Raw genomic sequence first — 12,615 nt, forward strand, 5'->3', positions numbered from 1 at the left:
TTTTTCATTTTTAAAGTGAATAGGAAAATGTGAGTATAAAATGCCGACCCGGATTAAAGGAAGATGCAATATTATCCCCTCCTTTGGTAATATTTGTCATTGGATCCGGATCTGTAATTTCATATTGAGGTTCATATTTCCAGGTGTAATTATTATCTATGGCCATTTCTATGGGTTGATTTAAGAGGTTTTGAACCGATAATTTCAATTGCATATGTTGGAATACACGTTGGGTATAAGCAAAATCTAAACTCTTCCGTGGTAATTCCATTAAACTCCCTCGGAATTCAGTCGTGGCTAAAAGTTTATTATATTTTTCATAGGTGCCCGCAGCATAAATCCGAAGGCCAATGATATTGTAGTTGAGTGAGACCTTGCTGCCAAACCCAGGATTATCATAATTTAAACCTACATTATAGATATAAGGAGCTTGTCCCTGAAGGGGTCGTTTAACGGTGGTCAGCCGAAGGTTTCTTCCAAATTCCTCTAACTCCTGCTTTAAGTCCAAACTATCCTTTATGGCCTCACTACGAATAAAGGATGCATTTCCAATTAGGGATAATTCCCTGAAAAATTTCCCTGGTAGGAAATCCATTTTTTTCTGCAATTCCAATTCAATTCCTTTGATTGTTGCTCGGCCGGCATTTTGGAAGGTTATCATGGGTAAAATATCAAGGACTCTATTGTTAATGTGTATCCGTTCAATAGGGTTTGTCAGGTCTTTATAAAAGGCGCCCACACTAATTAATTCACCACGGGCATTTGCTGCGGGATAGAATTCTAAGCGGAGGTCGTAATTCTCAACAGAGGCTGTTTTTAAATTTTGATTCCCTCGAATAACCTGATAGTTCTGGTAGTCTGTTTCTTCATAAGGTGATGCTTCTCTGAATTCATAGCGGTTCAAGGTTCGACCATAGCCCGCACGGAATACCCAACTGTTTGATGGTCGAAAACTCATGTTTATAGACGGTAGATAATGAAGGGTTGGATTATCAATGAATATGGGATAGTTCACTGAAAAAGGACTATTTTTGGGAATAGAAGCCGCAATTTTTTGGCGATTATACTCCACACGTAAGCCTCCCGTAACCTCAATCTTTCTATCCAAAGGAGTCAAAGCTAACATCGCATAACCGCTGTTATTTTGTTCGGTGCCTATATAAGCATCTGCTCCTGAAGTTCGGTCAAATACTTTTAAACCTGTTTCATCCGGACGGAAATAATAAGAACTCCATACCCTATCTAAGGAATTTTCTTTAAAACTAACTAAATTCGGGTTTACATACTTTCCATAATATCCTGCAGGAGTACTCACGTCTGAGGCAGCCCCTCCTTTAAAATCGCCTTCATGAATGGTGTATATACGTCGGTAGATTTTCCGTTGTTTAAATTGATGAAAAGTACCGGTCTGAAATTTCAACCAAGGGCGTAGATTATAATGATAGTCTGCAGAAACATTATAAACCCCCTCCTGCATGCGACTCCAAAACCTTGACATAATACCGTTGGTTACTGAGGTCTGATCCGTTTCGTCTTTATCCCCTTGACGTATTCGTGCCGTCCAATGCATAGAAGCATCACCCATTTCCATCCAAGGAACCGGTGCTTGCAATCTGATGACCCGCTCATCTGGTGTAGCTTGTTGACTAAAGGTGTAGCCTAGATTCCATAGGAACTTATGCTTTGCTTGCTGGTAATAATGTTGGCCACCTAAATTACCAGCATATAGAAACCTGGAAAAATAGGTAAGAATATTGTTTTTATCAATCGTTTCTAATTGGCGGCTATCATCAAAAGCATAAGGTCTACTAATCCTTACAATAGTGCTAGACTGCCCTTGGTTTAATATGAAATTCTTAAACTGCACATTGCTACTGTCACGAAGGCGATAAGTAAAATTCTGCAATAGATTGAGTTGCGCATTATCACGACTGCTGGTTTCAAAATTCACATTATCCATATAGGTTATACCATCTTGGCGGGTAAAATGAGCGTACTGCCTATCATTTTTGTAATTCAAGGAAGTAAGCATAGAAAGTTGTCGGCCGAGCAAAGGAAAGCTATCGTAATAATTGGCGGTAATCTGTAAATTGGGTAAAGCGGTTTTTTGGCCATAGGTCAGAATAGGTGAAAACGCATTTAAATAAGTTTCCTGACTTACATCCACCTGGTCGAAATTCCCAAAACCCGGAATGGAACCGGGTAGCTTGCGCGTGCCATCATCGAAGCCTAAGAAGTCAAATCGCCCACCCTCATACGTTAAAAACCCATCCTTGAAGGTGGTGCCGGTTTCCCAGCCACCCTGAACTTCAATATCAAAATGCTTCACCATTCGGGCATCCTTTGTGAATATTTTTATGACCCCACCCGTTGCATCAGCCTGATTTTCCGGTGATGGGGATTTATACACAAATACTTTATCGATAATTCGGCTAGGAATCAGATCCAGTGCGAATGCTCGGCTAAACATCTCTGTACTTGGCGCCACATTATCATTCAAGTACGTTAGGTTATAGCGTTCATTTAACCCACGGACCACAACAAATTGATCATCAACGGTCGTCACGCCAGCCACGCGCTGCATCACATCCGCAGCATTCCGATCCGCAGACCGACTAATCTGCTCGGAAGATATTGCCGACATCACCAAGGAGGCCGATCTTACCTCGTCCAAAACCTGGCGCTCGGAGGAGTGGGAAACAGGACGTCGCGTTCGAGCTATCACGCGAACTTCCTCCAAGGAAGTATCATCAGATTGCAGTCGGATATCATAACTTGCTTCTCGTCCTGCGCGTACGGTTACATGCAGGGTTTCAGATTTGTAAGCCACATAGCTCACTAGCAAGGTATAGCGACCTGCAGGAACATCCACAAACTCATAAAATCCTGCTGCATTAGATTTTACGGTCCTTTTCAATTCCACAAGCTGCAAGGTAGCATTTGCCAATGGACTGGAGGTTTCAAACTCGACAACCCGCCCTTTGAGCATGGCTAGTTCTTGTTTTTCGCTGCTATTTACGGCTCGCTTCGCAATCACGATGCTGTTGTTAATAAGTTGATAATCTTGTCCTGTACCTTCCAATACCTGCTTCAACACCTGGTCTAAGGAAGTGCCAGAAAATTCAGCATTGATTCGCTTGGCATGGATAAATTGATTCTTGTCATAGGAAATAGGCATATGCGCTAGTCCCTCCAATTGTTCAAAAACATCAATCAAGCTTGCATTATGAAAGCTTAATTCAACGGGGATAGGTTTTAATTGTTGTGCTTGCAATGGTCCAATTCCAAACATACAACAGTAAAAAATAAACGTAATGACTACGGAATAGGGATTCCGAAATGGGGTAATCTTTTTTTTCATATCTATGTGTTTAGTTTAGTAGCTTTCATTCGCGATAAAATCTAATTTTATCGTTTTCTTTCTTGGCCTGGCAATTGGCAATCCGAGTTAGCATCGCTAGGATATCCTGCAAATCGTCGGTCTGCCGATATTGTGTCGAGAAGCTCACTTTGCGAATCTCTGCATCTTCACAAATCAGCGTTATCCCATGCGTGCGGTGCAGCTGCAGTGCCAGTTCATCAAAGCTGACACCCGCTAAGCGAATAATGCCTTTTCGCCATGCAGAGGCCTGTTCGGCTGGTTTATCTTGCAATAAAACCTGTTGATTGCTTTTGCTATACCTGAGGCTCCTGTTTGGCAGAAGCTTAGCTAGTGCTTTTGTATCTTTCAATACCTCCACTTTCCCTGTTGCGACGGTAATTTCCACCTGCTCAGCCGTCGGATATGCTTGCACATTAAAGGATGTTCCCAGTACCCGGGTCGATAAATAATCGGTATGTACTATAAATGGCTTTCCCTCCTGCTTGGCGATTTCAAAGAAGGCCTCCCCTTCCAGCGACACTATCCGTTTATCATCAAAGGCGCTGGGGTAATGCAGGGTACTACCTCCACGCAACCAAACGATACTGCCATCCATTAGGGCCACTTTCATCAATTTCCCGGGTGCACATGTGTAAACTTGCCATCTGGAGGAAGGTTGCTGGGTCAGCTGCGAAAAGTAGAAATTAACCTCACGGTGCTTCAGAAAAAATAAACAACCTAGGGTCAACAAGAAAACTGCAGCAATCCAATATTTAGGCTTGCTATAACGCCATAAAAGATGCCGTGGATTTACTTTCTGCCGCGCAATGCCCGCCATAATCTTGGCTAGTAAGGCATTTTTAACGGCCTCTTCCGAACTGCTATCCAGAAAAACAGCGCTGTTGCCTACCTGGTCAAAATGAGCATACCAGATAGCTAAATCTGCACGTTCCACAGGACCTAGTTCTTCCTTAGCTTCTAAGTAAAGTAGTTCCCATAGCCTCAGTTGATTAATTTGTGTCATCAACTAAATAACCAATCGAAAAGGATGGATGTACTAAGCTTGTAAAAAACTTAATATTAAGAGAAGATGGAGTTAATATCGCTCCGCTAAAAGCAAAGCTATGGTCAACAAGTTGTTAAATAAAGGTTGTGGAATTTCATCTTGGGTATAGCGATTCACCGCCTGGCGAATACGTTTGAGCGCCATGGAAATTTGATTCCGGACAGTCTGATCCGACAGCCCCAATTGAGCGGCAATTTCAGCACTAGACAATAGTTCAAACCGGCTCAACAAGAAAATAGTCTTCATACGCTCGGGTAAGCGCTCAATTTCTTCCATAATCAATAGCTCTAGCTCTTGGCTTGCTAATGTAGACGATTCATTCGCGATCAAATAATCGGCCTGCCAGCCTAAAAACTCTTGGTAGGATTGAAAAATTAGTTTCCGACGGTAATAATTAATGATTCTACTTTTTAGCCGTTGGTGCAAAAAAGAACGCACCGATTCTTCCTGGCTTAAGTCTATGTTTTTATTAAATAATGATATAAAAATATCTTGCAAAATATCTTCGCAATCTTGTACCACAGGAATGCGCCGATGCGCAACCAGATAAAGCTCCTTCCAAAACTTCTCATACAATTGCTTTATCGCTTTTTTACGTGTATTGAACATGGTAATTCTCCATAAAACATTGGAAAACTAACAATAAAATACTTAATACGATAATTTATTACATTAACATTATATTATTTACCCAATATATAGATGTATTTATTGGGGTTTATAGGCGGCAATCATCATGTGCGGGCTCAAGGTAAGCAATTGTTCATCATTCTCGGTCAGCAAACTTATCGCATCCAAGTTTTTTCTTTTCTGCTTATTCAACATACTTTCAAAGTACGACTTATCCAACCAGGTCATCCCTTCCACGGCATACAATTTATCGACTTCTAAGCCACAGGCCTCAAACTCAGCCTTCAATTGTGCCGGCTTATGGTAATAGGCTTCTGCCATCATCCCCGGTAAATCGGCTGGCGCCTGATGCATACCTGTGGATAATTCTTCCTGGCACATGGCTAAAAATGAAGGAACGTGAATCAGTCCATTCATTAAACCCACGATCGTCGATGCGGAATAATTGATGGCAAAACCAAGGATCACACCGCCAGGTTTAAGGACACGTTTCGCTTCTTGAATGGCCTTTAGTCGCGCTCCCTCCTGCTGTAAATGATACAAAGGACCATGCAATATTACGACATCGGCTTTCTCGCTGGGGAAATCCAAGGCTTGGGCCTCCCCTTTTATCACTTTAAAACGCGCTTTAAATTTTGTAGCTCGTTTTTCGGCTAATTTTAGGTGTTTATCTAAGGGTTCAATCAAATAAACGGTATGGCCAAGCTGTGCCAACCACTCCGCATATTTCCCTGTGCCCCCGCCTACATCAACAAGCAGCGAATCTTTGCTTAAGAACCTGCTTATTAATGCTTTAATACGCTCAAACTCAAACATCCCTAAACCCGAATTTAGGCGATCTTCTTCTGAGGCCTTATTGTAAAAATCTTCAATTTCTCGACTCACCAGTCCTTGCTTCGCCATCGCAATACTTAGCCATTAATTTTGATATCACCGAGGTTTGGTACCTCTTTTAAATCATATGGAGTTTCCTGATAAACGTAATAGTTTAACCAGTTATTAAACAGGAGATTAGCATGTCCTGACCAACGTACTACAGGACCTAATTCCGGCTTATCATCCTGATAATAATTTGCGGGCACCTCAATTTCTAATCCTTTCTCCATATCACGCATATATTCCTCATGTAAGGTTAATGGTGCATATTCAGAATGGCCTGTCAGGTACAATTCACGACCACCACGAGTCGCTAAAATAGCCATTCCTGCCTCCTTTGATTCCGAAAGCACGGAAATCTCCGGCTTGGCTTTTACATCCTCTGGTAACAAGGTCGTATGCCGGCTGTGGGGAATATAGAATTCATCGTCGAATCCACGGAACAACGGATCTTTTTTATCGGATGCCGTATGCTTAAATACACCGAATAGTTTCGAACCTAAAGGCTGCTTCTCCACGCCATAGAAATGATAAAGTGCCGCTTGAGAGGCCCAACAAATGTATAATGTAGAAAAAACATGCTGGCGAGCCCAATCGAAAATCATCGTCACCTCCGGCCAATAACTAACCTGCTCAAATGGCAGCATCTCTACAGGAGCCCCTGTGATAATCATGCCATCGTAGGTGTTAGCTTTCACCTCTTCAAAGCTTTTGTAAAACATCTCCAAATGCTCTTCAGGTGTGTTTTTAGGGTTATGGGTTGCCAACCGTAAAAAATCCATCTCCACCTGCAAGGGGTTGTTAGACAGCAAACGGATAAAATCTGTTTCTGTAGAAATCTTTAAAGGCATCAGGTTTAGCACGAGTAATTTCATCGGTCGAATATCTTGCGTATTCGCGCGAAGATCGCTCATGACAAAGATGTTTTCCTTTTTTAAAAGTTCTATTGCAGGTAAATTATCTGGTATCTTAACTGGCATATGCTATTCCCTCCTTTTCATTTTTAAGTTGACAAATGTACAAATTGAAAGTTGTTTTCTATAACCAAGCTGGTAAATTGACGTTTAAATTAAACCCTATTCTCCATTTATCAGTTAAAGCTACATGTTAAAACAAATTTTGTATAAAATTGGCATTTATTATTAATTTTCGCTAATATTGCTGGAAATACTATAAAATATCTCTAATAAATGTCCTTAAACCTTAAGAATTTTATCAAAAACGTAGAACTTCGCAATCCCAACGAGCCTGAATTTCTACAGGCCGTTACGGAGGTGATTGAAGATTTAATCCCTTATATTAACGAGCATCGTCCTGATTTTGCGGATCTGAAAATCCTGGAACGCATGGTTGAGCCCGAGCGTGTCCTTTCTTTCCGGGTAAGCTGGTTAGATGATCAGAATCAAATCCAAATTAACCGTGGCTACCGTGTGCAGATGAATTCAGCCATTGGCCCCTATAAAGGTGGATTACGTTTTGCCCCGGATGTCAATTTAAGCATCTTAAAATTCTTAGCCTTTGAACAAGTCTTTAAAAACAGCTTAACCAGCCTTCCTATTGGTGGTGGTAAGGGCGGTTCAGACTTCGACCCTAAAGGAAAATCAGACAACGAAATTATGCGTTTTTGCCAAAGCTTTATGACCGAGCTTTACCGTCATATCGGTGCTGAAACCGATGTTCCTGCCGGCGATATCGGTGTAGGAACGCGAGAAATCGGCTACCTCTTTGGGCAATACAAGCGCATTCAAAATAATTTCACCGGTGTATTAACCGGCAAGGGTCCGCAGTGGGGCGGTTCTTATATCCGTCCGGAAGCCACAGGTTATGGCCTACTCTACTTTGTACAATGCGTGTTAGACTACAATAACGAGTCTATGGAAGGCAAAGTAATCAGCATCTCTGGTGCCGGCAATGTAGCCTATTATGCGGCAGAGAAAGGGATTCAAATGGGCGCTAAAGTCATTACTCTTTCTAATAGTCAAGGCACTATTTATGATAAGGAAGGTTTTACCTTAGAAAAACTGAACTATATCGCTAGCCTCGGTCGCGACTTGGCGAAATACGCGAAAAAATATCCTTCAGCAAGCTATCATGCCAAAGAAAACCCTTGGCAGTTCAAGTGTGATATCGCTTTACCATGCGCCACACAGAATGAAATCAATGAAGCTGATGCTAAAAAATTAGTGAAAAATGGCTGTAAAATAGTGGCCGAAGGTGCGAATATGCCTTCTACTGCTGGAGCCATTAAAGTATATGACCAGGCAAAAATCCATTTTGGCCCCGGCAAAGCAGCCAACGCTGGCGGTGTTGCAGTCTCGGGATTAGAGATGTCTCAAAATGCAATTGGACAACAATGGAGCCCGGAAAAAGTAGATCACCGGTTGAAATTAATTATGGAGAACATCCATAAAACCTGTGTTCGTTATGGCAAAGAGCCTAACGGCTATGTCAATTACCTCAAGGGTGCAAACATCGGTGGCTTCATCAAAGTAGCCGAAGCCATGAAAGCCCAAGGCGTCGTATAATCTTAATTTATATCTATATTTGTAGGGTTCCGACTTCGGTCGGGACTTTTTTTTATGCATTTTTTCTAAAGCATTCCTATTATGAGAGTATTAGCAGAATTACCACATCCCGATTGTAAGATTACCCTGTTCGGCATGAACCAAAAGTATATTATCAAGTTTGAACAAGGCAGCTTAGAGCAATCCTATAAACTGGCCGAAGCCGATGTGGTAGGTGGCATCAATGGCGTTTTTGAGATGCTAGACGAAGCATTTATTAACGAGGTATTAGCGCTATTTGCCCACATGCGAAAGGCAATCATTAGCACCTATAATAAATATCAATAAAATCTTTATATATAGCATGTAATTAGCTGTATATCTGTTTAATAAAAAATCATTCGCCCCGAAACAAAATAATATTTTGTTTCGGGGCGCTTTTTTCACCTCTACTTAAGCATTAATATAAACTGTAAATAAAGGTAAATATCATAATACATTGATTATATATGACTTATATATGGTAACAAAATATTATTTGCTTAGTATTTCTGCCAAATAATCGATAGCTTTCGTTGCTGAATGCGGTATTTTAATCACATTGGCCGGAATGGCCAATTGCTTGGCATTGGGGTCGACAATTATGATTTGACAGCCCGGCTTACAGTGATACAGTAAATTCGCCGCCGGGTATACTTGCAGCGATGTACCCGCCACAATAAACACATCGGCCTCCTCCACAAGCTTTGCCGCAGGAACCATATTGGGCACAGCCTCACCAAACCAAACCACATGCGGCCGCAAGGGAGATCCCAACTCGCAAACACTATCCATTTTAATTTCATCTCCCGCAATCGGATACACCAAGCCTGCATCTTTCGATGATTGGGCCTTCCGTATTTCCCCATGCAAATGCAGCACGCTGGAACTTCCTGCCCGTTCGTGCAAATCATCAATATTCTGCGTAATCACATGCACATCATAATCCTGTTCCAATTCCGCAAAATAACGATGCGCCGCATTGGGTATCACCCGCATGCAGTCTTTGCGCCGCTGGTTATAAAAACGCTGCACCAATTCCGGGTTTCGTTGCCAGGCTTCCGGTGTAGCGACCTCCTCAATGCGATGGCCTTCCCATAGCCCATCTGTTCCCCGAAAAGTCGGAAGCCCGCTTTCAACCGATACGCCGGCCCCCGTGAATATCACGATCTTTTTCATGCTCTTTTTTTTATCAATTTACAATAAACTACAGCTGGAGCTCCAATTTTCAGAAAAAAAAAGAGGCTATAATCTACTTTCATAGATTTAGCCTCTTTTCTATAAGAATCATCGTTTATTTCACAAAATACCGATGTTCAATAACTGTTGCCTCCGGCTCTTTGGGTTCAATGGACTCCTTCACCGGACAATATCCGGTTACACCACGGTAAATCAATGCGCCTCCCAAGGTTACCCCGGAAAAAGCGCGCATGGGACGTTTTACAATGGACTTTAAGCCCATCCCTAAAATAAATCCGCCAGCAATGACCGATAAAATGCGTTCCGAAGTACCCACATTGCCTTCATGACAGGAAGCATCGAGCTTAGTTTTTAGCTTATCAAAGGCATAATTTACGATTCCACTCATATGATTCATTTTTATTTTCTATGGATAGAACGATTAAAAAGGGAATTTGTTTCCGATTAGGTACAAATTTTGATATCTCCCTATATAATTTCGTACATTCAACACTAAAATACAGTTTATATGCTAGTTAAAAAATACTCAGGCGATTTAGTTCCCTTCGATGAATCGAGTTTAAGAAGGTCACTAATGCGCTCTGGAGCTTCCGAGCTGGAGGTACAAACCGTTTATGCTACAATAAAAGATTGCTTATATGATGGTATCAGCACCAAAGAGCTTTACGAGCTGGCTTTCAAAGCTTTAAAATCCAAGAAAAATTCCTATGCTGCCCGTTATAGCCTAAAAAGGGCCTTGCGACAATTAGGACCCGAAGGGTTTTACTTTGAAAAATGGGTGGCTCGTCTATTTCAGGAAGATGGCTATCAAGCCATCACTGGCCAAACGGTACAAGGGCATGCTGTAACCCACGAAATCGATGTGGTTGCCCTCAAAGGTGATGAAATGCTGGCCATGGAGTGTAAATTCCGCAATGATGAAGATGCGAAAATATCGGTTACCACGCCGATGTATTTTAAATCGCGCGTTACGGATATTATGGGCATATCCTATCCATTTTTCAACCAAAACAAGCAATTTACCGATGGCTGGCTGGTAACCAATGCTTATTTAACGAGCGATTCTATCAAATTCGGCGAATATTACAACATGAACCTGCTGTCTTGGGATTACCCCAACGGCACAAGCATAAAAACCCGTGTAGATAATACCGGAGAATACCCTATTACTTGTTTAACTACCTTAAGCACACAAGATAAGGCCATGTTGTTAAAGTATCAGTGCATCTGCGTGAAAGACCTGTTAAAAGAACCAAAAGTACTCGATCGCTTACAAATCAAAGCCGATAAAAAGAATCAGGTCCTCACCGAAGCCGAAGAATTAATTAATAGTCCTTTATCCCATGAGTAACAAATTTGTCAGAGAAGAGATCAGCTTCTTAAAAGGAGCGCGTGGTCGCTGGAATGAATTAAAATATGCCATAGGCGTCATCTTTCAATTTATGAAAGGCTTCCGTACGCTGCACTTTGTAGGGCCCTGTGTCACGGTATTTGGGTCAGCACGCTTTGCTGAAGATCATCCCTATTATATCCAAGCCCGCAGTATCTCGGCAAGCTTGGCCAAGCAGGGATTCACCATCATGACAGGTGGCGGCCCGGGCATTATGGAAGCCGCGAATCGCGGCGCAAAAGATGTAAACGGTCTTTCTGTTGGCTGTAATATTGTATTACCCCATGAACAGAAGCACAATCCTTATATGGACAAGTTTGTCAATATCGATTACTTCTTCGTGCGCAAGGAATTATTACGGAAGTACTCCTTTGCCTTTGTAATTATGCCGGGAGGATTCGGCACCTTAGATGAGTTTTTTGAAACCCTGACTTTAATCCAAACCAAGAAAGTTTCGCAATTCCCAATTGTCGTGATGGGCTTGGATTATCATCAAGGCATAATCGAACATGTAGACAAAATGATTGCCGCTAAAACCATCTCTCCGGAAGATCAGGACCTTTTGCTGTTCACGGATGATATCCAGGAAGCAGCCGATCACATCATCAAATATGCCGACAAGAATAGAATCATCAGCTTAGATGAACCAAAACCAAGTTGGATTTTAGGCGAGAAAAAAGCAGTATAAATCAAAACAGGCACCTATCCGGCGCCTGTTTTGCTGTTTCTTAAAGTGCTGTAGGCCAAAATAACTGCCCTAATTCTTCCATTTCCTTCAAGGCATCCACTTCCTCGAATATAGCGAAGACGGCAGAACCAGAGCCCGTCATGGACGAGTACAATGCGCCTGCTTCATAAAAACGTCGTTTTATTTCTGCAATCTGCGGATAGCGGTCAAAAAGGCCAATCTCAAAATCATTTTTAATATGCAGTTTCCATTCCTGAATAGGTAATTGAACGGCCTCCCTAAGGTCAATTTGTGGTGTTAATGGGCTTACGTTCTTATAGGCTTCTGCGGTAGAAATATGCAGATCGGGTTTTAAAATCACAATCTTATAGGCTGAAAGATCCAGCTGAATAGGACTTAATTTCGTTCCGATATCTTCCGCATACATGGGTTTATTTTGAATAAAAAATGGACAATCAGCCCCCAATTTCGCAGCATAGGCTTCTAATGCTAGCGTAGATAGCCCTAAATTGAACTGCTCGTTCAATAAGAGTAAGGTGACGGCCGCATCAGCAGAACCACCCCCTAAACCGGCACCCATCGGAATATGCTTTAATAAATGCAGCGCTACTGGCGGCAAGTTAAAATCAGCAGCCAATAAACGATATGCCCTTAAGCATAGGTTTTGCTCATCAACAGCTAAACTTGCCAGATGAATATGAAGCGACAGCTCGTTGGCTGGCAACAGCTCGACAACATCATACAATTGAACCGGATAAAAGATGGTTTCCAAGTTATGAAAGCCATCAGCACGCCGTTCCGTAACATGCAGGCCAATGTTTATTTTCGCATTTGCAAATTTTAGCATACACAAAGATAAAA

Annotated in this window: 12 protein-coding genes; 4 read left to right on the forward strand and 8 right to left on the reverse strand. The window is 41.9% G+C overall.

Features of this window, described 5'->3' with window-relative positions:
- Window positions 1-10: 10 nt before the first annotated feature.
- From GQF63_RS12020 to metA, 5 genes are all read right to left on the reverse strand, one after another.
- Entirely contained in the window at window positions 11-3,361 is a 3,351-nt protein-coding gene (locus tag GQF63_RS12020; protein WP_160369477.1) for a TonB-dependent receptor, read from the reverse strand.
- 25 nt (window positions 3,362-3,386) lie between these two features.
- Entirely contained in the window at window positions 3,387-4,385 is a 999-nt protein-coding gene (locus GQF63_RS12025) for a FecR family protein (RefSeq protein WP_160369478.1), read from the reverse strand.
- 72 nt (window positions 4,386-4,457) lie between these two features.
- On the reverse strand, window positions 4,458-5,036 hold the full coding sequence (locus GQF63_RS12030; RefSeq protein ID WP_160369479.1) for a sigma-70 family RNA polymerase sigma factor: 579 nt from the start codon (window positions 5,034-5,036) through the stop codon (window positions 4,458-4,460).
- A 99-nt stretch (window positions 5,037-5,135) separates the two neighbouring features.
- Entirely contained in the window at window positions 5,136-5,960 is an 825-nt protein-coding gene (locus GQF63_RS12035; RefSeq protein ID WP_160369480.1) for a class I SAM-dependent methyltransferase, read from the reverse strand.
- Between the two features lie 8 nt (window positions 5,961-5,968).
- Window positions 5,969-6,913, reverse strand: coding sequence for a homoserine O-acetyltransferase MetA (gene metA, locus GQF63_RS12040; protein WP_160369481.1), 945 nt, complete (start codon window positions 6,911-6,913; stop codon window positions 5,969-5,971).
- Window positions 6,914-7,123: 210 nt separating this feature from the next.
- Here metA and gdhA point away from each other — a divergent pair, with 210 nt between their 5' ends.
- Both gdhA and GQF63_RS12050 read left to right on the forward strand, forming a co-directional pair.
- Entirely contained in the window at window positions 7,124-8,458 is a 1,335-nt protein-coding gene (gene gdhA / locus GQF63_RS12045) for an NADP-specific glutamate dehydrogenase (RefSeq protein ID WP_160369482.1), read from the forward strand.
- Window positions 8,459-8,539: 81 nt separating this feature from the next.
- Window positions 8,540-8,785: a hypothetical protein gene (locus GQF63_RS12050; RefSeq protein ID WP_160369483.1), complete on the forward strand. Its 246-nt coding sequence runs from the start codon at window positions 8,540-8,542 to the stop codon at window positions 8,783-8,785.
- 186 nt (window positions 8,786-8,971) lie between these two features.
- Here the strand turns inward: GQF63_RS12050 and GQF63_RS12055 are convergent, their stop codons facing one another.
- Complete coding sequence (locus GQF63_RS12055; RefSeq protein ID WP_160369484.1) at window positions 8,972-9,655, reverse strand: SIR2 family NAD-dependent protein deacylase; 684 nt, start codon at window positions 9,653-9,655, stop codon at window positions 8,972-8,974.
- Between the two features lie 115 nt (window positions 9,656-9,770).
- Window positions 9,771-10,064, reverse strand: a complete 294-nt coding sequence (locus GQF63_RS12060; protein ID WP_160369485.1) for a YgaP family membrane protein — start codon at window positions 10,062-10,064, stop codon at window positions 9,771-9,773.
- Between the two features lie 120 nt (window positions 10,065-10,184).
- Between GQF63_RS12060 and GQF63_RS12065 the strand changes: the two genes are divergently transcribed.
- Both GQF63_RS12065 and GQF63_RS12070 read left to right on the forward strand, forming a co-directional pair.
- Window positions 10,185-11,027 carry an ATP cone domain-containing protein gene (locus tag GQF63_RS12065; protein ID WP_160369486.1) on the forward strand — a complete coding sequence of 281 codons (843 nt, stop codon included), beginning with the start codon at window positions 10,185-10,187 and terminating at the stop codon, window positions 11,025-11,027.
- Window positions 11,020-11,754, forward strand: a complete 735-nt coding sequence (locus GQF63_RS12070) for an LOG family protein (RefSeq protein WP_160369487.1) — start codon at window positions 11,020-11,022, stop codon at window positions 11,752-11,754. Before GQF63_RS12065 ends, GQF63_RS12070 begins: the two co-directional genes overlap by 8 nt.
- A 40-nt stretch (window positions 11,755-11,794) precedes the next feature.
- On the opposite strand, the gene ispE is transcribed toward GQF63_RS12070, so the two are convergent.
- Window positions 11,795-12,601, reverse strand: a complete 807-nt coding sequence (ispE, locus tag GQF63_RS12075) for a 4-(cytidine 5'-diphospho)-2-C-methyl-D-erythritol kinase (RefSeq protein WP_160369488.1) — start codon at window positions 12,599-12,601, stop codon at window positions 11,795-11,797.
- Between the last annotated feature and the right edge of the window lie 14 nt (window positions 12,602-12,615).

This window comes from Sphingobacterium humi (genome assembly GCF_009768885.1).
GTDB classification, from domain to species: Bacteria; Bacteroidota; Bacteroidia; order Sphingobacteriales; family Sphingobacteriaceae; genus Sphingobacterium; species Sphingobacterium humi.